The organism is Bacillus sp. RIT 809, from assembly GCF_016892495.1.
Lineage (GTDB): Bacteria > Bacillota > Bacilli > Bacillales > Bacillaceae_G > Bacillus_A > Bacillus_A cereus_U.
In genome coordinates this window covers 83741-107465 of the sequence record NZ_JAFEMR010000009.1, presented here as the reverse complement: position 1 = coordinate 107465, position 23725 = coordinate 83741, and the positions used below count along the sequence as shown (strand labels likewise).

Here is a 23725-nt window from a genome sequence, read left to right as displayed (position 1 = left end):
AAAACCTTTCCTACTTAACATAGAGGAAAGGTTTAATTTGCTACTTGCATACTGCTTTTTGCCCTTTGCTCTTATCGTTCGAGACCGTTAGCCTCGCACAGGTTTTAGCACCTATTCACCTGTATTTACCACTACAAGTGAGGTTGCTGGGCTTCATCGGGCCTGTCCCTCCGCCAGCTCGGGATAAGAGAGTATCCGTCCCAACCTATACTAAAGAAATGATATTCATTTGTCAATTAATATTCACATTTTCCTGAAAGTTTTTCTCAATACGCATAGAATGAAATATTAATAAGGAAATGATACATTCACACAAACAAAAATAAATAAATAGTATACATTATTTATATAATTGTGTTATACTCTTGATGGGGATTACGAGAAATATTTCATTAAATGAAAAGGATGGTATATAAATATGAGTACTGTGAATGTCCAAATTGGTTTACATGAATTATTGAACGGAAGCAATGCACAGATTCAATTAAGTGTTCCGCAATTAGTGGAAAAAGTATTAATGCGAAACGAAGGGAAATTAACTTCTACTGGTGCCGTTTCTGCTTCAACAGGAAAATACACAGGACGTTCTCCTAAAGATAAATTTATTGTGAAGGAAGCATCGGTTGCTGACAAAATTGCTTGGGGAGCCGTGAACCAACCGATCTCTGAAGAACATTTTAATAAATTATATATAAAAGTTTTAGAATACTTAAAAGAAAAAGAAGAGTTATTCATCTTCAAAGGATTTGCTGGCGCTGATCGCAACTATCGCCTACCAATTCAAGTTGTTAACGAATATGCATGGCATAATTTGTTCGTACATCAATTATTTATTCGTCCAAATGAAGAAGAATTAGCAACTCACGAATCAGAGTTCACAATTGTTTCTGCACCAAACTTCAAAGCAGATCCAGCAATTGACGGTACAAATTCTGAAGCATTCATTATGGTTTCATTCGAAAAACGTATCGTACTAATCGGTGGTACAGAATACGCTGGAGAAATGAAAAAATCAATCTTCTCTATTATGAACTTCTTACTACCTGAACAAGACATTCTTTCTATGCACTGCTCTTCAAACGTAGGCGAAGAAGGCGACGTAGCACTATTCTTCGGTTTATCTGGAACAGGCAAAACAACATTATCTGCTGATCCAAACCGTAAATTAATCGGTGACGATGAGCACGGTTGGTCTGATAACGGTGTATTCAATATTGAAGGCGGTTGCTATGCAAAATGTGTAAACCTTTCTCATGAGAAAGAGCCACAAATCTTCGATGCAATCAAATTTGGTTCCGTTTTAGAAAACGTTGTCATTGACGGTCAAACACGCATCGCCGACTATAACGATACTACTTTAACAGAAAATACACGTGCTGCATACCCTATGCATGCGATTGACAATATCGTACTGCCAAGTGTTGCAGGACATCCAAATACAATTATTTTCTTAACTGCTGATGCATCTGGCGTATTGCCTCCAATCAGTAAGTTATCAAAAGAGCAAGCTATGTACCACTTCTTAAGCGGTTACACTAGTAAGCTAGCAGGAACAGAGCGCGGTGTTACATCTCCGCAAGCTACATTCTCTACTTGCTTCGGTTCACCATTCTTACCGCTTGATGCATCTCGTTATGCTGAAATGCTTGGTGAAAAAATCGAGAAACATAATGCAAAAGTATTCTTAGTAAACACTGGCTGGACTGGTGGCGAATACGGTGTTGGTAAACGTATGAACTTAGGTTACACTCGTGCAATGATTCAAGCAGCACTAAGCGGTGAACTTGCTAAAGCTGAAACTGCAAAACACGACATCTTTGGCCTTGAAGTACCTTGTCACGTTCCAGGTGTACCTGACGAAGTATTAATGCCTGAACAAACTTGGGCTGATAAAGATGCTTACAAAGCGAAAGCAATTGAGCTTGCAAACGAATTTAAAGAAAACTTCAAAAAATTCGATAGCGTTTCTGAAGATATTATTAACTTAGGCGGTCCAATCGCTTAATTACAAATTTTCTGTTGGAATAACCCTTTTACTCATATGAATAAGTGTCGTGTAACCGTAAAGTTCCGCGTACTCACCGACAAAACCCAATGCGGCTTAACGGTTACACACACTTACATAAAAAAGAAGCTTACGTTAAAAACGTAAGCTTCTTTCTATATCTTATATAAAGTGAAACTTTAATCTCTTCATCTATTGCATACCAATACCCATAAATTTACAGAAAATTCATTTTATAATCATTCGTTTGTAGTTTCCCATGATATAATTTACATATACAGGAAAGGGTGAGGCCTATGAAAAATTTTTCTCGTACAGGAAAAATTTTATTCAGTTATGGAGCGATTCAAATGTTTTGGGGACTTGTGATGCTTAACGTTAATTTATTTGAGCATACAAGTGAAACGATAAAATACATTATTCTAATTATCGGAATAGTTTGTTGTATTGCATCCAACTTTTTTAAAGAACCTAAGAGTCATACTACTAAGTGATTTCATATTAACTTATTGGAAGCGGAAACCTATATTTTATACAAAGTTACGCTTCCTGTTGTACTATCCACCGCCGGATCCCTTATTCCAGAGTAAGCCAATTTTCAATTTAAATAACTAGATTTTTACATATACAAATCACGGCTTCGAACATATAAACTATTTTCCCACTCACTACATCCTTCTGGTTTCACACCGCATGGGACTAAAAAAGGATCTGACCGCTTCTATCCACCGCCGGATCCTCTATTCCATCTAAAAAAGAAGCCCTTTTAGCCCTTTATTAATTCTTCTTCATCCTTCATACTATAATACCCTAAATTCACAACGATTAAGAAATAACCACCCAGAATCCCTACTGCAAATGCCCACATTACCATATGATGCTCAATTTCGTACATAATAATAGCGCCCAAAATGGCAGCTGCAAAGCGATTAAACATACCAAGCGTCGGCGCTTTTGTCTTCTTTACGATACTATCTCCAAGTTTTTCGATACGCCTTCCTAAAATCCAAACACAATACATGCTTACAATAAGTCCAACTCCTGCACCTAGAAAATGTGCTGAAAACGGTGTTAACATCCAGCCTAATAACAGAATACCTAGTAGATAATACGATTGAATTTTAAACGACCTTAATGACATACTAATCATGTTGTACTCCTCTTCAATAGTTTTTATCTATCCAACCAAAGCTATATAACTCATTTCTTTCGAGTCCATGCTACTTAAAATCCATTTCACTCAAATTAAAAAACATAAACAGTGTGTTTATGTTTTTTAATTACTTTTAGGAAATAATATTATACAAGATTTATAATGTAGAATCCCTCATAAATGTGACGTTTTTCCAAACATTTTTCGTCCATTTATGAAAAAAGTGATATCAATCTATGAACATACGGATATGATGTAATAAGCACAAAAATAAAGGGGGCGTCTAATGGTTTATTTTTTAATGTCTCTCATTCACCTCATTGTCCCTGCACTTATTGGACTTTCCTTGTATTGGTACACGAAAAGACATAGTATTTTCTATGCTGTCCTCGGTGTTCTTCTTCCAGGTATTATTCTTATTACACTCTTCCGTATTCCATTTTTAAACTTAATTCCACTTATTACTGCTATCTTGTTTCTCATCTTCTTACCAAAAATAAAAAAATAGGAAAGCAGATCATAGGTAATCTGTTTTCCTATTTTGATATAGATTCTTGTACGGTAGAGTGCGCTTCTATTTTCTCCGATTTCACAAACCATAGACCGAAGAAAATGATAATTCCACCGATTATTTGTTGAAACGATACATATTCATTTGCCCATACAGCTGCAAATAAAACCGCTACGAGCGGCGTAATATACATATATACCATCGTATGTGACGCACCAATTTTTTGCACACCAACATACCACATCACTAAACCAAATACTGTTACAAAGAAAATAGAATATAATAAAGCAAACAATGTCATTCCGTGTGTAATGTGAAATGGCATGACAAATACATGTGGCCCGCTTAATAATAAGAGCGGAATCGCTCCGACTAATGCCGACCATGCAGTAACACGTAATGCTGAGTATTTTTTAATAAGCGGCCCTGCTAAAACGGGATAAAGTCCCCAACATATTGATGTAATAAGTCCAATCCCATTTCCGTAGAAAGAACTAGCGAGTGAATGCCCCGCTACTAAAACTAATGTAGCACCAACAAAAGCAATCATAGAACCGATTAACTTTCGAGAAGAAAATTTTTCTTGTTTCAAGAAAATCGCAAATAAAGTTGTAAAAATAGGTGAAATAGAAATGAGTAACGAAGCATTTGTAGCGGATGTATATTGTACAGTCTCCATAAATAGCGTTTGATACAGTACAATACCTACCGTGCTAACGATGATTAATCTTGGTATATCTTTTCGCTCCATATAAAGTGACTTTTCGATAAAGAACGTAAGTAATAACAGTAGTGGTGCTGCTGCCATCATTCGAACTGCAGTAAACTCAATCGCTGTAAATTCTAAAAGTCCATATTTTGCAATCGTATAGTTAATCCCCCAAATAATAACGACACTTAAAATTAATAACTCAATTCCCCATTTTCTCATACGCAATCCCCTCCGCAAAGAAAATTATACAGAAAATTCAATAATGTGTACATTTCATTATGTGAAAAAATCTTTTTATTGTGTGAAGAACCTTATCTTAGTAAATGAAATTTTATAGACGATTTTCAAAGTATATCAGCGATTCGAAAAAGAATATCGACTTATCAATAAGAAACGACAATAGTATCACCCTATACTATAAAGAAAAGGCAGCTCCAAAATTTTTTTGGGCCGCCTTTTCTTTACTATACTCGAACATGTAACTTCATATTCGGATTATAAAACTGGCTTGGGCTCTTCAGCTGAAAAGTCCCTCCAACTTCATGCCAATCAACTGTTAACTTATCATCCATAAATACAAGCTTTGTTCGATCTGCAATAAAGTTTAGTACACTTGATTCAATATCTACATCGCGTTCATCTTTCTCTGAAACGGCTACTAAATCAATAATCCCGCTCATAACACAACCGCAACCTTCATTATCGTAAAATAACTTTATATATTTCGCTTCACTTGGAATCGTATCCATAATTTTTTTATATGCTGCTTCTGTTACAGTAACGTACATGCGTGAATCTACATCCTCTCTTCTCGTATCATTCTTATATTGTACCATTCTTTTTCTTAATTCCACCCGTTTGTTGTATACAGAAAATTAAGACTAATATACAATATATGTGATAAAGGAGGTTGTATCATCGATGTTCAAATTACGGCGATACCCCATTTTCTTAGGTCTATTAGGTAGCTTTTTTATTTCTAGCGGAATGATATTACAACACATACTTCCCTATTCTCCTTCTATTGGCTGGATTCTAGGCTTTATTTGTTTCCTATCCGCTTCTTATTTTGCTATGAAAGACAAAAACAACTAACAGGATACGAATTATCTTAAGGAGGATAACCAAACATGCCAGCCTTAAAAGAAATAGAGCAATCACTAAATCATTTATTCCAAATTGAAAAATACGGAAAAGACAGTTCCTTTAGTCGGTTCATTCCAGCCACATATGATCAGATCCAGTTTCCATGGCAACAATTTTTCGAAGCAAATTTTGTGGAGCTATTTAACGGTCTTATGATACGAGGTGCCCAAAATGTAAACACAGTATTTTTAGCTGTCTTCCCAACTGATGATATTCTTGAAACATTCATTTCACAATCCATGCCAGGTGATTTACTCTTTATGCACCATCCACTTGTGATGGAATGCGGTGATCCGCTCGGAAAATCAGGGAGAGGCTTTATTCCAATTCCACAAAAATATTTGCAGGTAATAAAAGAGAAACATCTTTCTATATATACATGTCACGTTCCAATGGATTTTCATCAAACATATGGAACTAGCATTTCAATTGCAAAGGCACTTCAAGCTAACGTAATTGACGGATTTGCTTACGGTGGTCCAGAGCAAGAGCCAGTCGGTCTTATTTGTGAAATAGATGAAATATCAACAGAAGAACTCCAAAAATGTCTAAAAAAACTCTTCCATATTCCTTACACAGACTTCGAAGGTAAACAACATGATTCCATCAAGAAAATTGCAATTATCGCTGGCTGCGGCGATGTCGTATCTTTAATGAAAGAAGCAGAAGAAAAAGGCGCTGAAGCGTATATTACAGGAGAAATCCATTGCCATATCGACAATGATTACGGTAGACATAAATACTCGCTTATTATGGATTACGTGAAAGAAACAAACATGTCACTCATCGGTGTGTCACACTCTGCCTCTGAATATTTAGTGAAAGAGACATTGATGTATGATTGGTTTAAAGAGAATTTTGATGTAGATGTTACTTTGATTCCACAGGAGAAATGGTGGTTATAAAACCTTAGTTATCAAACATCCCCCTCTATTGAAATTCCGTACTTCCATCCAAAATGAAAAGGGAAATCACTCTAAAGAAAGTGATTTCCCCTTTTTTAAAATACCCACCGTTAAATCGGCAACATAATCTCAACAGTCGTTCCAACTCCAACTTCACTTTCAAAGTTCAATTTACCGTGGTGATCTTTAATAATTTTTTCCGTAACTACTAATCCTAAGCCTGTTCCAGTTTCTTTCGTTGTGTAAAAAGCTTCATTTAACTTCGGAATTTTATCTTTCGGAATGCCGCATCCCTCATCTATAATTTGAACAATGATCACATCTTCCACTATAACTTTTACAGTAATAGTTCCGCCAACTGACATTGCTTCAATCGCATTTTTAATTAAATTAAAAAATACTTGTTTCAATCGTTTCTCATCACATGTAATTGAAGGTATGTCTTTACTATAAATAGCATGCATTTTTATCCCTTGTTCTAAAGCTGGCTTTTCCATAACCCTGATAACATAAGAGATGATTTCTTTAATATTATGAGTTTCGGATTCTACCGATTTAGATTTCTCAAACTCATTTAGTTCTGTAGCAATTGTATAAATTCGCTCTACTTCCTGTCTCATAATTTCACTATAAATCTTATCTTCTGGATATTTTTTCGCTTGCTTATTCACAAGTTTTTTCAATTTTTCTAACGGTCTTCTAATCTTATCGCCAATTACTGTTGCCATTTTTCCAACCATCGCTAATTTTTCTACATTTTGTATTTCTCTGTCCATCATTTCAAGTGTACGAACGTAAGATTGGAATCTTAAAAATATAATCCAACATATAATAACAAACACGCTATATAATGCTATTGGGATAAGAACGATAAAGGATTGAACAACGAATCCCATAAGTGCATATTTTCCAACAATAGTTCCGGCAACTAACCAAAAGTACCTCTTATTCACAAATATCGGTGCAAATAAAATAAAGAATCCTTCTACTATATTCCCGCCATCAAATTCCGCATCACTTCCGTAATAAATAATGAAGTTATTAATAAAATCCAATATATTATAGCCAATTAAAATAATATACTTCACAATATACGGCTTTTTCCATTTCATAAAATAAAGTCCTATAAAGAATAATCCAACCATCAAACTATATAGCCATAAACCTAATCCTTCTCCAAAAGCATCTGCTAGTTTTTGATTTTTATCTGATAAAAGGACAATAGTCTTTTCAGCAAAATCATACGCAAAAAATATAACGAAGAATAAGCTTAAAAATATTTTTAATGCCTTTATCTCTTCTTTTTCAAATGTATTGCCTTTTTCCATATGATAACTCCTTTAACAACACCTCTTAATCTTGTGTCACATTGCGCTCACATTTTTTCGGGAGCAGTATTTCTACTCTCGTTCCTTTCTTTACTTCACTAGAAATGTGTAATTCTCCAAGATGCTCTGTCATAATTCGCTCTGCTACCGTAAGACCTAATCCAATTCTATCTTGCTTCGTTGTATAAAAAGCATCCTTAACTCGTCCTAAATTATCCTTTTTTATCCCAAAACCACTATCTACTATACTTACTATTACGTAATCTCTTTTTTTATTTTCAACTTGTATTTTTAATGTTCCGCCATGCTCCATTGCCTCTAAAGCATTTTTAATAACATACAAAAATACTCCTTTTAATTTGCGTTTATCACATTCAATTTCACTTCTATTTTGCTCTTCATTAAAGGTGCAATTTATATTTAACTCGTTCATTTTTTCGCGCATGTTTTCTACCGCCTGTACTAAAACATCACTTACAATGTGTTTTTCATAAACAGAAGGTTTACATGTAGCAACCTCCATTAATTCACTAATCATATTATTCATATTTTCTATTTCGAGAATCATTTGTTCATATGTTGCATCTTTTTCGTGTTTCTCTTTTTGTAATTGCGTAAACCCTTTTAATGAAGCAAGTGGGTTTTTAATTTCATGTCCGACTGTCGCTGCCATTTTTCCGATAACCGCCAATTTTTGTGACTGACTTGCCTCTGCAATACGTCCCTTTACTGCTGAAAGATATTGTAAAAATCGATTTAAAATAATAAATGACACGAAAAGTAACACCATATTTATAACAAGCGACATAAACAAGTTAAGTTCTCCAAATACAAATAGGTATATCATATATTTTCCTATAAGAAATGGCGCTAAAACAAATAAATATCTTTTACTCAAAAATATCGGTACGAAGAAAATGAAAATATATTCAATTACATTCCCTTCATCAAATGCTATTGTATTATGAAAAGCATACCATCCAATATTAAAAACCTCTGCGATCATGTATGCAAATAAATATGTATATTTAACTAAATATGCTTTTCCTCTCTCAAATAAGTAAACACTAATACCTAATATAGCCATAATATATGCAAGCTTCCATATCACTTTATGCCAATTTCCTAAAGGCATTGTATCTTCTAATATAATCGCGTATGCAACCTCGTATACAATTAAAATAACATGCATTACCCATAAGAAAATCTTAGCGTTTTTCTTTTCTTCTTTAGCTGATAGAAAACTCTCTCCCACTTCAACACCCCTTCAAAAGAATACCATTTATTATAATAAATGATTTTCATAGACAAACAAAGATAAATTGAACAAATGAGGAAAATCAATCCATAGATAATATACTTCTTCAGACCATATGTAAGCATAAAAATCATGAACAATAATACGTATAATATGGGAGGTGCTTTATATGGACGGTCGTGAAAATAAGAAGATAGAACAGTTACAATCCTTTACGAAAAACAATGAAGGAAAAGAGATGACAACGAATACGGGTGTCAAAATTTCAAATGATGAAAACTCTTTAACCGCCGGCGATCGTGGCCCTACACTTTTAGAAGATTTCCTGATGCGAGAAAAACTCGCTCATTTTGACCGTGAACGAATTCCTGAAAGAGTCGTTCATGCTCGCGGTTACGGAGCACATGGTGTTTTTGAGCTATATGATTCTTTAGAAGATTTAACAATGGCTCATTTTTTACAAGACCCATCTAAAAAGACACCTATTTTTATTCGTTTTTCTGAAGTTGCAGGATCAAAAGGTGCAAATGAAACGAACCGAGATGTACGAGGATTCGCTGTTAAGTTTTATACAGAGGAAGGAAATTTCGATTTAGTGGGTAATAACATTCCGATTTTCTTCATTCAAGATGGTATTAAATTTCCGGATCTTATTCATGCTCTTAAACCAGAGCCACATAATGAGATTCCTCAAGGACAAACAGCACATGATACTTTTTGGGACTTTATCGCCAATAATCAAGAATCAGCTGCGATGATGATGTGGATTATGTCTGACCGTACAATTCCGAGAAGTTTTCGAATGATGCAAGGGTTCGGCGTTCATACATTCCGCTTAGTTAATAAACACGGAAAGTCACGATTCGTAAAATTCCACTGGAAGCCTAAGCTTGGTGTTCACTCGTTAATTTGGGATGAAGCTCAAAAACTAGGCGGTGCTGATCCGGATTACCATCGCCGTGATTTATGGGAAAATATTAATGCTGGAAACTACCCTGAGTACGAACTTGGCGTTCAAATTTTAGAAGAAGAGGACGAATTTAAATACGATTTTGATATATTAGATGCAACAAAAATTTGGCCGGAAGAAGACTTCCCTGTTAAAATCATCGGAAAAATGACGTTAAATCGGAACGTTGATAACGTATTTGCGGAAACAGAACAAGTCGCACTGCACCCTGGAAGCATCGTCCGCGGTATCGATTTTACAAATGATCCTCTCTTACAAGGTAGACTCTTTTCTTATACAGATACGCAATTAGCCCGCGTCGGTACAAACTATCAAGAGTTACCGATTAACCGCCCTGTATGTCCTTTTCATAACAATCAAAGAGATGGTGCGTCTAAATATATAATTGATAAAGGAAAAGTCGCTTACCATAATAACTCTTTAGCTAATAACTCTCCCTTTACTGTACCTGGTACGAAAGGCGGTTTCGTTACATATCCTTCTACTGTTTCCGGACATAAAACAAGAGAAACAGCCGCTAGTTTTAAAGACCATTTCTCACAAGCCCGTTTATTTTGGAATAGTATGAGCCACGTCGAAAAAATCCATATTATGCAGGCCTTCTCCTTTGAATTAGGAAAAGTAAAAAGTAAATCAGTTCGCCAACAAGTCGTAGATATGATTGGTCATATAAGTACAGAATTAGCTACTTTAGTAGCTGAAGCAGTCGGGGCAACAGTGCCAAATGTTCAAGAATCAAATGTTACAAAATCCTCACCAGCACTAAGTATGGAACATACAACATTCAGCCCAAATACATTACGAGTAGGCATCATTGTCGCAAACGGATATGACGGTCAAAACGCACAATATATTATAAATCAATTCAAACAAGCCGGTCTTCAGCCCGTTATTATTTCCGAACGATTAGGTTTTGTGCAAGGCTCTCAAAATGTAAAGTGGGAAGTGAATGATACTTTCTTAACAGGATCACCGCTTCTTTATGATGGGCTACTTCTTATTGGCGGAAATATTGATGATCATTTTCTTAACAAAGCAAGTTCATTTGTCGTAGAATCATATAATCACTTTAAGCCAATTGGTGCTTTCAAAAATGGAAATACTATTATTCAATCTTTAAACATCGAAGGAAAACCTGGTGTTATAACAGAACAAACCCCTACCTTACTTGCGAATGAATTTATTCAGGCAATGACAAAACAGCGATTTTGGGAAAGAGCCTATTAAAATACATGAGGAGGGTACATCATGTTCGTTACAGTGGAAAAAGATGTACACATTTTTGTTGAGGATATTAACCCAGGCCCTGGAAGTAAACCTGTCTTCTTCGTTCATGGCTGGCCTTTAAATCATCAAATGTACCAATATCAATTTAATATCTTACCACAACATGGTTTCCGCTGCATCGCCATGGATATACGAGGAAACGGGCAATCTGATAAACCATGGACTGGTTACACTTATGATCGTTTAGCTGATGATATCGCAATTATATTAGAAGCACTTCAAATAGAAAATGCTACGTTAGTTGGTTTCTCAGTCGGCGGTGCTCTTTCTATTCGATACATGTCACGATATAACGGTCGCCGTATTTCTAAACTTGCATTAATTGATGCCGTCTCCCCCTCTTTCGTAAAAAACCAACAATCCCCTTACGGCGTACCGAAAGAGCAAGCAGATGCCCTGATTGCTCAAATGTATGCGAATTTACCTAAATTTCTTAATGATGTATCTTTATCATTTTTTAATAGAAACTTAGGAGCTGCCACACTAGAATGGTTTTCTTATCTCGGTATGCAGTCCGCTTCTTATGCTCTCATCAAAATTTTGCAAGCAGCCGCGAACGAAGATGTAACAAAAGACTTAAGTAAAATTGACGTTCCAACAAAAATATTCCATGGTGTTCACGACCAACTCATCCCTTACAAAAGTGCTGAGTTAACAAAAGAACGCATTAAAAACTCTGAGCTATATCCTCTTACAAATAGCGGTCATGGCTCTCCAATCGATCAAGCGGATGAATTGAATAAAGAACTTATTAAATTTATAAACTCATAACAAATTAACAATGCCTCCTCAACAAAAAAGAATTTGCCAAAATGGCAAATTCTTTTTTTAAAATTACCACACAACTTTATCGCAACTTTTTTTCTGAAATTTCAATATATATCTAGATAAAAAAACTCTTAGAAACCTTAAAGAGTTTTTTTACGCATTAAACAAATTATCCAATTATATACTAAATGAAAAATTCACACACTTCTCACAAATCAATTATTAAACCAATTCTATTTTAATTTATACTAAATGTACAAGTAATACTCCCTAAACCTAGCTTGTCTGGTTATCCCGTTAAATACTATGAAAAAAGAACTTGTATCGTATACAAGTTCTTTTTTTCGCTTATTTAAATAATATATCCTTACTATATTGCTTTCCGACGAGTAAGTCATATTGAATAAGCTCATATTGCTTTAGCATTTCTTTTTGTTTTTCTGTTAAACTTTTTATTGCTTTTCCATCTTTTCCTATCCTCAATTCGTCACGAAGTACAGGAATTTCTTCATATAACTTCGATAAAAATTGATAGAACGGTACCTTAGTTAATCCAGCATAATCAAAGACAAGATTTGAAAAATAAATTGGACTTACTAAACCTAAATTGTCATTTGGCATATCAAAATTTGCATACATTAATAACGGCGTTTGCGCCATCGCTAATCGTTCACTTGGCGTTTTTTCATTCGTTATATACCCATTCTCTTTATAAAGAGATTTATTTGTTCCTAGCGACGGAAGATGGTCCCCAAAGAATACTAATAATGTAGGTCTATCTAAATTATCTAGCTCCTCTATTAAATATTGAAGAGCTTCATCTGAACGTCTTAAACCTTCTGTATAAGTCTCTAATTCAGCCTTCGATTCTTCATTTTCTAAACCACTAATTTCTATTTGATTTTCGCCAAATCTTCCTTCTGTAAATGGAAAATGGTTTTGCATCGTAACCGCATGAATAAAAGTAGGTTGTTTTTGCTTCTCTAATTCAGCTATTATCTCTTTACTCATAGATAAATCGCTAATATAATCTCCATCAACTTCTACATTCTCCATCGTATCTTGCGCATTAAACTTGTCAAAGCCTAACACTCTATATACATCATCCCGTTTAAAGAATGAGCGACCAAATGAATGAATTGCACTTGTGTAATACCCTTCTTTTTTTAACTCTCGAGTAATAGATGGAATTTCTTTCTTATTTGTAACAACTTGCTGATACGGTATAGAGCCTGGTTTTAACAAACTCATTGAATAACTCGTTAATACCTCAAATTCAACGTTCGCAGTATTTCCTCCAAATGTAGGAGAAATAGTTTGTCCACCAGGAAAACTTTCTATATAATGATGCAAATTAGGTAAAGGATCTTCACTAAAGGACAGGTTCGTTAACTTCGTTGGATCCCAAAACGATTCACTCATTACAAAAATAATATTCGGTTTCTCTGTTTGCTTCTGCGCCCCTATATTGCTGCTATATTGTTTTTTTATATCGTTTGCTATTTGAAGCATATTTTCTTTTGAATAATCTTTCGGCTTTTCAATGACTGTCGTATCCAAATTACTTATAAAGCCTAGCACAAAACCATTCGAAGCATAATTTTCATTTTGATTCCACAAAACGAACTCTATACCTGACTTTTGAAACCATTTATTCATAAACGTATTCGTAAAATTACCATACGCATATAAAACAAAAACGGATCCTATTATAAATAGAACTCGTACGCCTGCATGAACTTTTACATTTTGAATATATTTCCTTATATACATACCCGCTAAAATACAGGCAACAACACTTACAATAACGAGAAGAATATAACCCCAACTAAAATAATCCATCACCATTGGTATAACAGATTGCATATGTCCAATCTGTGTAAAATCAGAAGGATATAGTGGGTCTCCCCTAAAAACAATTTTAAAGTGATTTACAATAGCCAAAATGATTAGCAAAATGCTTGTCAAGATAGTACTCAAAAAAACTTTCCCAAGCACGTTATACACAAAAACATATATCGCATAAATTACAATTAAACTAAATATAAACTGTGCGTTATAATTGTAAATCCAATTCAGTGTATTTACGAAATCCATATTATTTTGCGTAAAAATAAAAAGCAAAGTAACCGCATTGGCTACTAAAAACATTCTAATATAAATCCTAATAATCGGTTTAAATTTATTAACTATATCTTTATTCAAATACGCAACATACAATAGTACAATCCACATCAAAATTGTCATTATACTTAAAACAATTTTTTGATTTAACATATCTTTCATCGTATCTAAACTAAAATATTTTAAAATCAAGAAAATTGTGGGTACTACATATAGGGTTACTAGACCACTTAACATCGCTGAAATTAATATACTTCTTCTTGGCTGATGAAATGAAAAATTACCCCGCAATTCATTCCCTCTTTTCTGTTTATTAATTTCACCCCGCACCGTAATAAAATATTACTTATATAAACATAACATATTATGTACACAACGTCTTCTCATGTACACCCTCCGTATAATATCATCTGTTACCTCTTGTACATACCGAATGAAAAAAAGAGATTTCCTAAGAAAGGAAATCTCTTTTTCATTACCCAACACTTTGCACACGGCCAATTTGTCCATCTTGTAATCGAACTTTAATTCCGTACGTATGTGTTTCTGTATTTGTTAAAATATCTTTCACAACACCACTCACTGTTTTACTATAATCTTTATCCAATTGAATAACTACATGTGAACCAACCGAAATTTGTGATCTTGTCGGTTTCCCACCTGTTGCTTGTGTTGTTTTTTCTTGTTTCTGTGTTCTCTCTTGTTGTGCAGACTGCTGTTGCTGAGCCTTCTTTTGCTCTTCTTGCTTACGTTTTTCTTGCTCTACTCTTTGTTGCTCTTCTTGCTTACGTTTCTCTTGCTCTACTCTTTGCTGCTCTTCTTGCTTACACTTTTCTTCCTCTACTCTTTGCTGCTCTTCTTGTTTACGTTTTTCTTCCTCTGCTTTTTGCTGCTCTTCTTGTTTACGTTTTTCTTCCTCTGCTTTTTGCTGCTCTTCTTGCTTACGTTTTTCTTCTTCTGCTTTTTGCTGCTCTTCTTGCTTACGTTTTTCTTCTTCTGCTTTTTGCTGCTCTTCTCCCTTCTTATCTTCTTCAATTTTCTTCTCATCTATTTTCTGTTCTTCCGCTGCCTTCAGCTTGTCCTCTTCATCTTTACAAGCTGTTAAAGCAACTACACATAAGCCTGTAAGTAAAAATAATACTAATTTTTTTAACATTAAAAAATCCCCCTATATATAACCTTTAATAGAATAACAAATATGTATGAACCCCCTTGTCGTAATTTGTCGTATATATTGAATTTCCCATATAACAAAAGAACCTGTCATGTGACAGGTTCTTTTCGTTATTTATTATGAACGGGAAAAAATGATGAAATGATTAACATGTTTACTATACAAGAGGAAGCATCCATAGTTTCCATATGATACACACGATTACTATAAAAATAAAATCAAACAAATCTAATCTCGGACCCTTTTTCATAGTCATATCTAACCACATATGAACCAATTTCAATCTTTTGTATTTATGAATATTTTTCTTTGCAAATCGGTAAATGAGTACTTGCATAATGAGAAATCCGACTACGAAAATGAACAATAGAATGAGAAATTCAACCACGAAATTCCTCCCTATTTTTGAAGCGTTCGTTCTACTATATGGTTCTTCAAAACCCATTCCTCAAACTGAGCACTTCCAAATTCCCAGCTCAAATCACGAGCATGTACAGAAAAAACGTAATAACCGGCATATTCGTCCATAAACATTCCTGCCCCTACATCATCTTTTTGAATACCGTATACTCCAAAGTTAAAATACACATCCCACACGTCTTCATGCTTCCTCTTATAAGCAATCGATTCCATATCACATTCAGTTCCGAAATAATCAAGATGTAAATGTACGCTATCATCGTATTCGTAATCCATTTTATCACCCCTTATATTTGTACTTCTTTATTCCCTAAAAAATTCCTGCTATCTATACTCACATATGGGCACTTACCTACATATTATGCTTGTAGATTGACTTCTAGGAGGTGTCATATAGTGAAAAAATTAATAACCGTTTTTTGCATCATGTTACTAGCTGTTTTCACATTCGCTGCTTGTAGTAGTACAAAGGAAAGTACGAAAGAACAAGTTCAAAAAATTCGCGTTGGCGAAGTTACCCACTCTCTTTTCTACGCACCTTTATATGTTGGAATTGAAAAAGGATTTTTTAAAGATGAAGGTTTAAATATTGACTTACAAACAACAGCTGGCGGAGATAAAACGATGACCGCCCTTTTATCTGGCGGAATTGATATTGCGCTCGTCGGTTCAGAAACGTCTATTTATGTTCATCAACAAGGAGCAAAAGATCCTGTCATTAATTTCGCACAGCTTACACAAACAGATGGCACATTTTTAGTTTCCCGTAAAAAATTAAACTCTTTTAATTGGAATGACGTAAAAGGTGTTACGTTTTTAGGACAGCGTAAAGGCGGCATGCCACAAATGGTTGGAGAATATGTTTTAAAGAAAAATGGCATTGACCCTCACAAAGATACGAACTTAATTCAAAATATCGAGTTTGCTAATATTGCAAATGCCTTTGCATCTGGCACAGGAGAATTTGTACAGCTCTTTGAACCGACTGCAAGTATACTTGAAAAAGAAGGAAAAGGTTATATCGTCGCGTCTTTCGGAGCTGAATCTGGTACTGTTCCTTACACAACGTTTATGGCAAAAGAAAGTTTCTTAAAGAAAGATAAAGCTGCTGCAGAAAAATTCACGCGTGCACTATATAAAGCGCAGCAATGGGTTGATACTCATAGTCCCGAAGAGATTGCCAATGCTGTTTCACCACTATTTAAAGACACTTCAAAAGACATTTCAGTGAAAGTAATTGAGCGCTACAAAAAACAACATTCTTATGCGACAAATCCATTATTAGATGATGCAGAATGGAAACAACTCCAAACGATTATGAAAGAAGCTGGGGAATTACAAAAAGAAGTTCCACATGAAGCGCTCGTCAATACAAAAATTGCCGAAAGCGTTATTAAGAAATAGAGGCGAAGTGTATGAGCTTTTTACAAATACGTAACGTTTCTCACTGCTTTTTTGCAAAAGAAAATGCCAAACTTATTCTTGAAGATATGAGTTTGCACGTAGAAAAAGGGGAATTCATTTCAATCCTTGGTCCAAGTGGTTGCGGAAAAACAACGCTCCTCTCCATCATCGCAGGACTACTTGATCCAATTGAAGGTATCGTATTTTTAGATGGTGAACCGATTACAACTAAGACTCCATCTATGGGCTATATGCTCCAGCAAGATTACTTGTTTCCGTGGAAAACAATTGAAGAAAATATTATGCTCGGACTTCATATTCGAAAGATTTATGATAAAAATACGAAAGAACATACATTAAAGCTTTTAAAACAAGTCGGCCTGTATGATATAGAACAGCAATACCCACGTGAACTATCCGGCGGTATGCGCCAACGTGCTGCACTCGTTCGAACATTAGCGACCGATCCAAAAATTTTATTGCTAGATGAACCATTTTCCGCACTTGATTATCAAACAAAATTAAAACTAGAAGATCTCGTCTTCACATTACTACGTAACTATAAGAAAACATCCCTACTTGTGACACATGATATTGAAGAAGCAATTGCGATGAGTGATCGTATTTATTTGCTGCAGGCGAACCCTGGAAAAATTGCAAAAACGTTCATCGTCCCAGAAAGTATCCGTTCCTTATCGCCATTAGAAGCACGCCACCACCATGACTTCCCATCCCTCTTCCAAGAAATATGGAAGGAGCTGGAACGACTTGGATAATATAAAACAACTACATGAGCAGTTTCGAAAAAAAGAAAGACAACATGCATGGTTAGCTCGCTCTTTACAACTTGTACTTCTTGTTCTTTTCTTTGCACTATGGGAAATAGCTAGTAAAAAAGAATGGATTGACCCTTTACTCTTTAGCTCTCCTTCAAGTATTTGGGATCTCTTTTTAACAAAATGGATTGACGGTTCAATTTGGATTCACATATGGACGACATTACTTGAAACAGGAGTAGGCTTCATTCTCGGAACTGTACTCGGAGCTATTATTGCTACTTTCCTTTGGTGGATGCCACTTTTGGCCCGCGTACTTGATCCTTATCTCGTCGTCCTAAATGCAATGCCAAAAGTTGCACTCGGTCCAATCATCATTGTTATTTTCGGTCCAAACATTTCATCCTCTATCGCAATGGGCGTAATCATCTCCATCATCATTACTATTCTCGTTATTTACAGCGCATTTCAAGAAGTCGATTCCAACTATATTAAGGTCATGGACACATTTGGCGCAAATAAATGGCAATGCTATAAGCACGTTATTCTCCCTTCATCTTTCCCTGCAATTATTTCAACGTTAAAAGTGAATGTTGGCTTATCATGGGTCGGTGTTATTTTCGGGGAACTCCTCGTTTCTAAACAAGGGCTTGGCTATTTAATTAGCTACGGATTCCAAGTCTTTAACTTCACACTCGTCTTACTCAGTGTATTGCTCACTTGCGTCCTCGCAACTCTTATGTATGTCTTTGTCGAGGCATTTGAAAAACTCCTTATTGGAAAACGAAAAAAAAGCTGACTTAGAGCGATACGCTAGAGTCAGCTTCTTTTCGTTACCTTTTGTCACACATTTTTGAATCATCTGTAACATTCCCGTTAGCAACCGTAACTGTATGGAAACAATCTTTCACACGCACCGTAACGACATTATCTTTTCGATCAATAATATGATAATCATTAAACTCTTTATTTAATGCACTACGAATTTGCTCCCCTTCAAAAATCGGAAAACCGTGAGACATTACCCAAATGAGACCAGCAACAGCAAGAATCGTTTTCATACGTTTCATTACCTCCTCGAGAGTAAACTTATAGCCCCTATACTATGCGCATTATAATTGTGTCTAATTTGTGACGTTTTTATACTAATTCTCTTTTAATGATTCAGTTCCTTCTTCTTTTTTGAAAAAAGACAGAATTTTCAATTTTATTAACATAAAAAACGCAAAGAACAGAACGTCCTCGCGTTTTCATTTAATCGATCAAAAATTTATCGACTTACCAACAAATAATTACCACCAAACTATGACTGCTTTATATCCCTTGAAATATCATATAATCCCGCTAACACTTCCGCTCTCATTTTTACAAGCTCGGGGAATTGATAGAAAAAGGCAATTTTTTTATATTTTAATTCTGTTCCTTCTTTCACCTTTTTTGAATCTTGTAAAATAAACGCTGTAAATGTATCCGCAATATCCTCTGCTACATTTGTCGTCCCATACAGTGAAACAAACTCACCCTGCTTTTCCTTAAAAAATTCAATTTGAGCTTCTTCGCTTTCTTCCACTTTCTTTTCTGTCCACTCCTGGTCAATTGGTTTCCAGAACAAATTATAAAATTGATTTATATAAGAGCTCTCCTTCGCACATCCTTCTTTTAAGAAAAGAGATTTACATTTATTTTGGTATGATGAAATATCTTTATCTTCTTCAAAAGCCTTTAAGTACTTTTCATTTACTGGTATTTGTTTATGTCCCAGCGTCAATACGTGAGCCGTCTCATGTATTAATGTTTTCATCACTTGATCGATATTTACTGCTGAATCAAGCGTATCTAAACTAATGGTCCACTCTTTCGGATACTCCATACTCGGCATAACGTGGGCGACAATTCCGTCGTATCCATCTGTTACCATGTCAAACTCTTTTATGTCAGTGCGATACTTAACTGGAATAAGAGTGCTGTACATCTCCCATAACGATTCATGATAATCCCTATCTTGACGTTGCTTTAATACTTCTTCTTTCGCGTCCTTATCATCCGCAAAAGCCTTATTCAATCGTTTGCGATCTAGTTTATCGAAATAAGGATCTACAATTTCATCACCATCAATATAATAAGAAGCTAAAAAGAAATAATTTTCATCATCCTCTTTTTTTATTTCCGCTTCTTTCATATCGTTACTTGAATGTCCTTCTAAATCATAATCCTCTAGTACTTCAAGTTCTGAAAGTCCATCTATTTTTTTATATACTTTTTGAAGCGTTTTATCACCTATTTTTGTGCATTCTTCTGTCGTTTCGCACACATCTTTTTTCTCTCTTTGCGAAGCTTTTTCCGCCATATCACATCCAGCTACTAAGCCAATTGAAAGTATAAAACAAACTAATTTCCCATACAGTTCTTTCATATGAACCTCCGTCGTTACAGTCTACAAAAATATGATAATCATTTTTTCACAAATATGCGATAATTATTTATAAAAACTGTATGGAGGTTTCCCATGATTCGAGCAGTCTTATTTGACTTAGATGGAACACTATTAGATCGTCGCCAATCTCTAGAGCAATTTATTCGTGATCAATATAATCGCTTCGCCTTTCATTTGATAAACATAGAAAAATTCGAGTATTGCTCTCGTTTTCTCGAACTCGACAATAATGGTTACACGTGGAAAGATAAGGTATATTCTACTCTCCTTTGCGAATACAACATTACCACTTTAACGCAAGAGCAACTGCTGCACGACTACATTACAAACTTCCAACATCATTGTATTCCTTTCCCAAACATGAATGAATTACTTCAACAATTAAAACAGCGAAACATTAAAATTGGTATTATTACAAACGGCTTTACTGAATTTCAGATGAGCAACCTTCGAGCATTAAACGTACATACGTATACAAATACAATTCTCGTTTCAGAAGCAGAAAGAATCAAAAAACCTCATCCTGAAATTTTCCAACGTGCTTTACAAAAGCTGAATGTAAAAGCCGAAGAATGTCTTTACGTTGGAGATCATCCAGAAAACGATGTGCTCGGTTCTGAACAAGTAGGAATTCTTGGCGTTTGGAAGAGAGATTTATTTTTGGGTGACTTTGAACATTCACGTGTGGTGGATGATTTGTTGGAGGTTCTTTCGTTTTTAGAGCTGAAGGTAAAAACAATACAATAGTAAATAAATTATATTAGCGATTTTTCGAATATATCGACCGCAACTCCAAATATATCAGCGATTTTTGAAATATATCGACCGCAACTCCAAATATATCAGCGATTTTTGAAATATATCGATTTACCGACAAAAAGTGACAATAGTAAGTGGATACTTTCATTCCCAAATGCCTCCCTAAAAGTAAAGATATATTCACACCTTTTTTGGGTATTTAATCAAAAAAAGAAACCGGCCATTTTACTTCGTAAAACAGCCGATTTCTTCTATATGTTTCATCGTACGCGCTAATACATCATCGCGCATAATAAAGCTAAATTTTCTATCAGTTTTAATATTATCAGGAATGTCTTTTAATAAAACAGACCCTTTCGTTTCTTCGTAATGCGTATGCTGCTCTACCGCACTAATTGTTGCAAAATAAATGTTTTTAATGATTATTTTGTCTTTTCCGGATACTTTGTATTGCCCTAAGTAAGTTAAATCAGAAACTATGCCGCCGGTTTCCTCATGAACTTCTCGAACTGCCGCTTCTTCCGGTGTTTCCCCGAGTTCTACTTTACCACCTGGAAATTCAAGACCACGGCGTAAATGATGCGTTAATAACCATTGATCCCCGTACCGGCATACAACCCAAACATGCTTTGGCTCAGGAGAAAATGGGTAACGTTCAAACGATAATTGTACAGTGTTGTGGTAATAATCTTTAAATTTGTACATGCCATTACTCCCCTATTGATGATTACAAGTTTTTCCTACCACAAATTGTAGCATATTCTCGCTTTTCTGCATAATATTATCCAATTACAATCCATTGATTATTCCCATTTGCGCGACTAATTCTTTCGTTTCATGATTCCCTAGATCATAAATCATTTTATATGCTTTTTGTAGTTGTTCATCATATCGATCATTATTCGAATCGTGATGATACTCAACGAATGGAACGTGGGAGCGTACATACGAACCTAAGTCCTCTTCATACGCTTGATCAAAATACTCTCTTAACTCCGTAATCTCTTCGTCATTTGCATAAATTTCAAAATTATACGTATCCGCCGTCTTCACTTGTGAAATTTGACCATTTCCAACTGATATATAATATGTTTTTTTATGCTCCATGTAACACCCTTCTTTCATCCTTTTAATTTCTATTGTTTTCATCAATTACAAAATTATGTAAAATAAAGAAAAGGAGGGATTTCATGCTCAAAATATTAATTATCGGCATTATAATCGTACTGATCGTATTAGTACTCTCCGTTATGACGATCAATAAAGGTTACGCATATAAACATTCCGTTGATAAACCAGAAGATAATCCTTACTCGAAAGATAATAAGGAGAACTCATAGTATACTTCGTATCGTAATCGCACTCACGGTGATAATTATGTCGGCAATTGGGCTCTATACAGATCAAAATAACTTTCTACCACTTTCACAATTTCTATTAGGGGTTTTAATGTTTCTCATCGCAATTGAGCAAATAAAAAAGAAGGAGGATCCTTTATGTTAAAAGGATTTCGAATTACTTTTTCACTTATCGCTTTATCTATAGCAATCTATAGTTTTATCAGCGGCAACAGAGACATTATGCCTTACATGTTTATTCCCTTAGGATTGATGGCTTTCACTATAGGTCTAGAAGAAATAAAAAAACATAGACAATCTAGTGGCACACTTGCTTTCATAGCTGGCGCTGCTGCTTTATTACTTGGTTTCTCAGAAATATTTCGTTAAATAGTTTATTTAAAGGAGGTATACAATGCTAACTGGATTACGGATTTTTCTCATGTTTTTCACGCTTATCATACTCTCTCTTTGCACTTATTCTCTTATTACCGATAATTTCACCCTTCTCCCATACATACAATTTACTCTCAGTTGTTCCTTTATTCTTCTAGGAATTAATGAACTGAAATCCGGAAGAAAATCAATGAGTATTCCGTTTTTTTTCGTTTCTAGTCTTATGCTCTTCATTATAATATCGAACTACTTTCGCTACTTGTAGAATGAAACTTTAAGTACCCACTGGCTATTACTTTTTACGAACTGTTAATAAATTGGAGGATAATTTTTTAAAAAAGGTGGAGAATAGTATGCTAAAAACATTTCGCATTATATCCGCACTCATCGTCATCGCTCTCGCTCTATATGGAATGTTTAGAAACCCACTTGTTACGATGCCCTATATGCTTATTGCCTTATCTATTATGACTTTCATCATAAGTGCAGAGGAGAAACAGAAACAGAATAAAGTAAATAGTACACTCTCTTTCTTTTCTGGCGTCTTTACTTTAATTATTGTCATTCTTATTCTTGTCTCTCGATAATAATACTTCTACTAAGGAGGATTTCATGTTAAAAAACTTTCGAATTATAATAGCTACTATCGCTCTTATTCTCGCTCTACTTAACCTCTTTGCAAACTTCTCTATGCTTTTACCATTCGTATTTATCCTTTTAAGTATTATGTGTATCCTTTTTGGAATTGATGAAATAAAAGAGCGGCAAAAAGCAAAAGCATTTGTTTATTTTCTCTGTTCTGCCGCTATTTTATATGTTGGAGTATCTAGTATACTTTCATAAAAAAAGAAGAGCATT

27 protein-coding genes and 1 riboswitch are annotated in these 23725 nt (G+C 34.8%); of the genes, 14 read left to right on the top strand and 13 right to left on the bottom strand.

All coding sequences use genetic code 11. From position 1 onward, the window contains the following. Nucleotides 1-68: 68 nt before the first annotated feature. Nucleotides 69-190: riboswitch (SAM riboswitch) on the bottom strand. A gap of 228 nt (nt 191-418) precedes the next feature. Then, complete coding sequence (gene pckA, locus JTF23_RS11995; protein WP_002112418.1) at nt 419-2005, top strand: phosphoenolpyruvate carboxykinase (ATP); 1587 nt, start codon at nt 419-421, stop codon at nt 2003-2005. Nucleotides 2006-2301: 296 nt separating this feature from the next. Then, nucleotides 2302-2499 (top strand): hypothetical protein, encoded by a 198-nt coding sequence (locus JTF23_RS11990; RefSeq protein WP_088099588.1) that lies wholly within the window; start codon nt 2302-2304, stop codon nt 2497-2499. 272 nt (nt 2500-2771) lie between these two features. On the opposite strand, the gene JTF23_RS11985 is transcribed toward JTF23_RS11990, so the two are convergent. Beyond that, nucleotides 2772-3155, bottom strand: coding sequence for an ATP synthase subunit I (locus JTF23_RS11985; RefSeq protein WP_204208839.1), 384 nt, complete (start codon nt 3153-3155; stop codon nt 2772-2774). A gap of 289 nt (nt 3156-3444) precedes the next feature. Here JTF23_RS11985 and JTF23_RS11980 point away from each other — a divergent pair, with 289 nt between their 5' ends. Next, nucleotides 3445-3666: a hypothetical protein gene (locus JTF23_RS11980; RefSeq protein ID WP_204208838.1), complete on the top strand. Its 222-nt coding sequence runs from the start codon at nt 3445-3447 to the stop codon at nt 3664-3666. Nucleotides 3667-3694: 28 nt separating this feature from the next. Here the strand turns inward: JTF23_RS11980 and JTF23_RS11975 are convergent, their stop codons facing one another. Continuing rightward, nucleotides 3695-4600, bottom strand: a complete 906-nt coding sequence (locus JTF23_RS11975; protein WP_204208837.1) for a DMT family transporter — start codon at nt 4598-4600, stop codon at nt 3695-3697. A 245-nt stretch (nt 4601-4845) separates the two neighbouring features. Next, complete coding sequence (locus tag JTF23_RS11970; RefSeq protein ID WP_070145227.1) at nt 4846-5169, bottom strand: iron-sulfur cluster biosynthesis family protein; 324 nt, start codon at nt 5167-5169, stop codon at nt 4846-4848. A 342-nt stretch (nt 5170-5511) separates the two neighbouring features. On the opposite strand from JTF23_RS11970, the gene JTF23_RS11965 reads away from it, so the two are divergent. Next, nucleotides 5512-6432 (top strand): Nif3-like dinuclear metal center hexameric protein, encoded by a 921-nt coding sequence (locus JTF23_RS11965; RefSeq protein WP_204208836.1) that lies wholly within the window; start codon nt 5512-5514, stop codon nt 6430-6432. A 110-nt stretch (nt 6433-6542) separates the two neighbouring features. On the opposite strand, the gene JTF23_RS11960 is transcribed toward JTF23_RS11965, so the two are convergent. Both JTF23_RS11960 and JTF23_RS11955 read right to left on the bottom strand, forming a co-directional pair. Next, nucleotides 6543-7760, bottom strand: a complete 1218-nt coding sequence (locus JTF23_RS11960; protein ID WP_204208835.1) for an ATP-binding protein — start codon at nt 7758-7760, stop codon at nt 6543-6545. Nucleotides 7761-7785: 25 nt separating this feature from the next. Next, complete coding sequence (locus JTF23_RS11955) at nt 7786-9015, bottom strand: ATP-binding protein (protein ID WP_204208834.1); 1230 nt, start codon at nt 9013-9015, stop codon at nt 7786-7788. Nucleotides 9016-9187: 172 nt separating this feature from the next. On the opposite strand from JTF23_RS11955, the gene JTF23_RS11950 reads away from it, so the two are divergent. Beyond that, the gene (locus JTF23_RS11950) at nt 9188-11215 is read left to right on the top strand and encodes a catalase (RefSeq protein WP_204208833.1); all 2028 of its coding nucleotides are present in this window, start codon (nt 9188-9190) and stop codon (nt 11213-11215) included. Between the two features lie 21 nt (nt 11216-11236). After that, on the top strand, nt 11237-12046 hold the full coding sequence (locus tag JTF23_RS11945) for an alpha/beta fold hydrolase (RefSeq protein WP_204208832.1): 810 nt from the start codon (nt 11237-11239) through the stop codon (nt 12044-12046). Nucleotides 12047-12391: 345 nt separating this feature from the next. Here JTF23_RS11945 and JTF23_RS11940 read toward each other — a convergent pair whose 3' ends face one another. From JTF23_RS11940 to JTF23_RS11925, 4 genes are all read right to left on the bottom strand, one after another. Further along, nucleotides 12392-14458, bottom strand: coding sequence for an LTA synthase family protein (locus tag JTF23_RS11940; RefSeq protein ID WP_204208831.1), 2067 nt, complete (start codon nt 14456-14458; stop codon nt 12392-12394). A gap of 184 nt (nt 14459-14642) precedes the next feature. Then, nucleotides 14643-15323, bottom strand: coding sequence for a YwbE family protein (locus JTF23_RS11935; protein ID WP_204208830.1), 681 nt, complete (start codon nt 15321-15323; stop codon nt 14643-14645). A 175-nt stretch (nt 15324-15498) separates the two neighbouring features. Further along, the gene (locus JTF23_RS11930) at nt 15499-15729 is read right to left on the bottom strand and encodes a hypothetical protein (protein WP_204208829.1); all 231 of its coding nucleotides are present in this window, start codon (nt 15727-15729) and stop codon (nt 15499-15501) included. 11 nt (nt 15730-15740) lie between these two features. After that, complete coding sequence (locus JTF23_RS11925) at nt 15741-16037, bottom strand: DUF3986 family protein (protein ID WP_002112440.1); 297 nt, start codon at nt 16035-16037, stop codon at nt 15741-15743. Nucleotides 16038-16157: 120 nt separating this feature from the next. Between JTF23_RS11925 and JTF23_RS11920 the strand changes: the two genes are divergently transcribed. The 3 genes from JTF23_RS11920 to JTF23_RS11910 are packed head-to-tail and all read left to right on the top strand — an operon-like array spanning nt 16158 to nt 18740. Beyond that, nucleotides 16158-17165, top strand: a complete 1008-nt coding sequence (locus JTF23_RS11920; protein WP_204208828.1) for an ABC transporter substrate-binding protein — start codon at nt 16158-16160, stop codon at nt 17163-17165. An 11-nt stretch (nt 17166-17176) separates the two neighbouring features. Next, the gene (locus JTF23_RS11915; protein WP_204208827.1) at nt 17177-17941 is read left to right on the top strand and encodes an ABC transporter ATP-binding protein; all 765 of its coding nucleotides are present in this window, start codon (nt 17177-17179) and stop codon (nt 17939-17941) included. Further along, the gene (locus tag JTF23_RS11910; RefSeq protein ID WP_078173924.1) at nt 17934-18740 is read left to right on the top strand and encodes an ABC transporter permease; all 807 of its coding nucleotides are present in this window, start codon (nt 17934-17936) and stop codon (nt 18738-18740) included. The genes JTF23_RS11915 and JTF23_RS11910 overlap by 8 nt, the downstream gene beginning before the upstream one ends. Nucleotides 18741-18774: 34 nt before the next feature. On the opposite strand, the gene JTF23_RS11905 is transcribed toward JTF23_RS11910, so the two are convergent. Together JTF23_RS11905 and JTF23_RS11900 are read right to left on the bottom strand one after the other, a co-directional pair. Then, nucleotides 18775-19002 (bottom strand): hypothetical protein, encoded by a 228-nt coding sequence (locus JTF23_RS11905; protein WP_002089142.1) that lies wholly within the window; start codon nt 19000-19002, stop codon nt 18775-18777. Nucleotides 19003-19244: 242 nt separating this feature from the next. Then, nucleotides 19245-20354 carry a recombinase family protein gene (locus tag JTF23_RS11900; RefSeq protein WP_204208826.1) on the bottom strand — a complete coding sequence of 370 codons (1110 nt, stop codon included), beginning with the start codon at nt 20352-20354 and terminating at the stop codon, nt 19245-19247. 93 nt (nt 20355-20447) lie between these two features. Here JTF23_RS11900 and JTF23_RS11895 point away from each other — a divergent pair, with 93 nt between their 5' ends. After that, a complete protein-coding gene (locus tag JTF23_RS11895; RefSeq protein WP_204208825.1) occupies nt 20448-21122 on the top strand; it encodes an HAD family hydrolase in 675 nt (224 codons plus the stop codon). A 237-nt stretch (nt 21123-21359) separates the two neighbouring features. Here the strand turns inward: JTF23_RS11895 and mutTA are convergent, their stop codons facing one another. Together mutTA and JTF23_RS11885 are read right to left on the bottom strand one after the other, a co-directional pair. Then, complete coding sequence (gene mutTA / locus JTF23_RS11890) at nt 21360-21839, bottom strand: antimutator 8-oxo-(dGTP/GTP)ase (RefSeq protein WP_002015736.1); 480 nt, start codon at nt 21837-21839, stop codon at nt 21360-21362. Nucleotides 21840-21923: 84 nt separating this feature from the next. Then, on the bottom strand, nt 21924-22241 hold the full coding sequence (locus tag JTF23_RS11885; RefSeq protein WP_002112448.1) for a hypothetical protein: 318 nt from the start codon (nt 22239-22241) through the stop codon (nt 21924-21926). An 83-nt stretch (nt 22242-22324) separates the two neighbouring features. Here JTF23_RS11885 and ytzI point away from each other — a divergent pair, with 83 nt between their 5' ends. From ytzI to JTF23_RS11865, 4 genes are all read left to right on the top strand, one after another. Then, the gene (gene ytzI, locus JTF23_RS11880; RefSeq protein ID WP_002112449.1) at nt 22325-22474 is read left to right on the top strand and encodes a YtzI protein; all 150 of its coding nucleotides are present in this window, start codon (nt 22325-22327) and stop codon (nt 22472-22474) included. A 156-nt stretch (nt 22475-22630) separates the two neighbouring features. Continuing rightward, nucleotides 22631-22861 (top strand): YczI family protein, encoded by a 231-nt coding sequence (locus JTF23_RS11875; protein ID WP_002160114.1) that lies wholly within the window; start codon nt 22631-22633, stop codon nt 22859-22861. A 359-nt stretch (nt 22862-23220) separates the two neighbouring features. Then, nucleotides 23221-23454, top strand: coding sequence for a DUF3953 domain-containing protein (locus JTF23_RS11870; RefSeq protein ID WP_204208824.1), 234 nt, complete (start codon nt 23221-23223; stop codon nt 23452-23454). A gap of 25 nt (nt 23455-23479) precedes the next feature. Beyond that, on the top strand, nt 23480-23710 hold the full coding sequence (locus JTF23_RS11865) for a YczI family protein (protein ID WP_204208823.1): 231 nt from the start codon (nt 23480-23482) through the stop codon (nt 23708-23710). Nucleotides 23711-23725: the final 15 nt, after the last annotated feature.

Coding starts and splice junctions, on each gene's coding strand:
- pckA (WP_002112418.1), top strand. CDS start 419: ATGAGTACTGTGAATGTCCAAATTGGTTTACATGAATTATTGAACGGA.
- JTF23_RS11990 (WP_088099588.1), top strand. CDS start 2,302: ATGAAAAATTTTTCTCGTACAGGAAAAATTTTATTCAGTTATGGAGCG.
- JTF23_RS11985 (WP_204208839.1), bottom strand. CDS start 3,155: ATGATTAGTATGTCATTAAGGTCGTTTAAAATTCAATCGTATTATCTA.
- JTF23_RS11980 (WP_204208838.1), top strand. CDS start 3,445: ATGGTTTATTTTTTAATGTCTCTCATTCACCTCATTGTCCCTGCACTT.
- JTF23_RS11975 (WP_204208837.1), bottom strand. CDS start 4,600: ATGAGAAAATGGGGAATTGAGTTATTAATTTTAAGTGTCGTTATTATT.
- JTF23_RS11970 (WP_070145227.1), bottom strand. CDS start 5,169: ATGTACGTTACTGTAACAGAAGCAGCATATAAAAAAATTATGGATACG.
- JTF23_RS11965 (WP_204208836.1), top strand. CDS start 5,512: ATGCCAGCCTTAAAAGAAATAGAGCAATCACTAAATCATTTATTCCAA.
- JTF23_RS11960 (WP_204208835.1), bottom strand. CDS start 7,760: ATGGAAAAAGGCAATACATTTGAAAAAGAAGAGATAAAGGCATTAAAA.
- JTF23_RS11950 (WP_204208833.1), top strand. CDS start 9,188: ATGGACGGTCGTGAAAATAAGAAGATAGAACAGTTACAATCCTTTACG.
- JTF23_RS11945 (WP_204208832.1), top strand. CDS start 11,237: ATGTTCGTTACAGTGGAAAAAGATGTACACATTTTTGTTGAGGATATT.
- JTF23_RS11935 (WP_204208830.1), bottom strand. CDS start 15,323: ATGTTAAAAAAATTAGTATTATTTTTACTTACAGGCTTATGTGTAGTT.
- JTF23_RS11925 (WP_002112440.1), bottom strand. CDS start 16,037: ATGGATTACGAATACGATGATAGCGTACATTTACATCTTGATTATTTC.
- JTF23_RS11915 (WP_204208827.1), top strand. CDS start 17,177: ATGAGCTTTTTACAAATACGTAACGTTTCTCACTGCTTTTTTGCAAAA.
- JTF23_RS11905 (WP_002089142.1), bottom strand. CDS start 19,002: ATGAAAACGATTCTTGCTGTTGCTGGTCTCATTTGGGTAATGTCTCAC.
- JTF23_RS11900 (WP_204208826.1), bottom strand. CDS start 20,354: ATGAAAGAACTGTATGGGAAATTAGTTTGTTTTATACTTTCAATTGGC.
- JTF23_RS11895 (WP_204208825.1), top strand. CDS start 20,448: ATGATTCGAGCAGTCTTATTTGACTTAGATGGAACACTATTAGATCGT.
- mutTA (WP_002015736.1), bottom strand. CDS start 21,839: ATGTACAAATTTAAAGATTATTACCACAACACTGTACAATTATCGTTT.
- JTF23_RS11885 (WP_002112448.1), bottom strand. CDS start 22,241: ATGGAGCATAAAAAAACATATTATATATCAGTTGGAAATGGTCAAATT.
- ytzI (WP_002112449.1), top strand. CDS start 22,325: ATGCTCAAAATATTAATTATCGGCATTATAATCGTACTGATCGTATTA.
- JTF23_RS11875 (WP_002160114.1), top strand. CDS start 22,631: ATGTTAAAAGGATTTCGAATTACTTTTTCACTTATCGCTTTATCTATA.
- JTF23_RS11870 (WP_204208824.1), top strand. CDS start 23,221: ATGCTAAAAACATTTCGCATTATATCCGCACTCATCGTCATCGCTCTC.
- JTF23_RS11865 (WP_204208823.1), top strand. CDS start 23,480: ATGTTAAAAAACTTTCGAATTATAATAGCTACTATCGCTCTTATTCTC.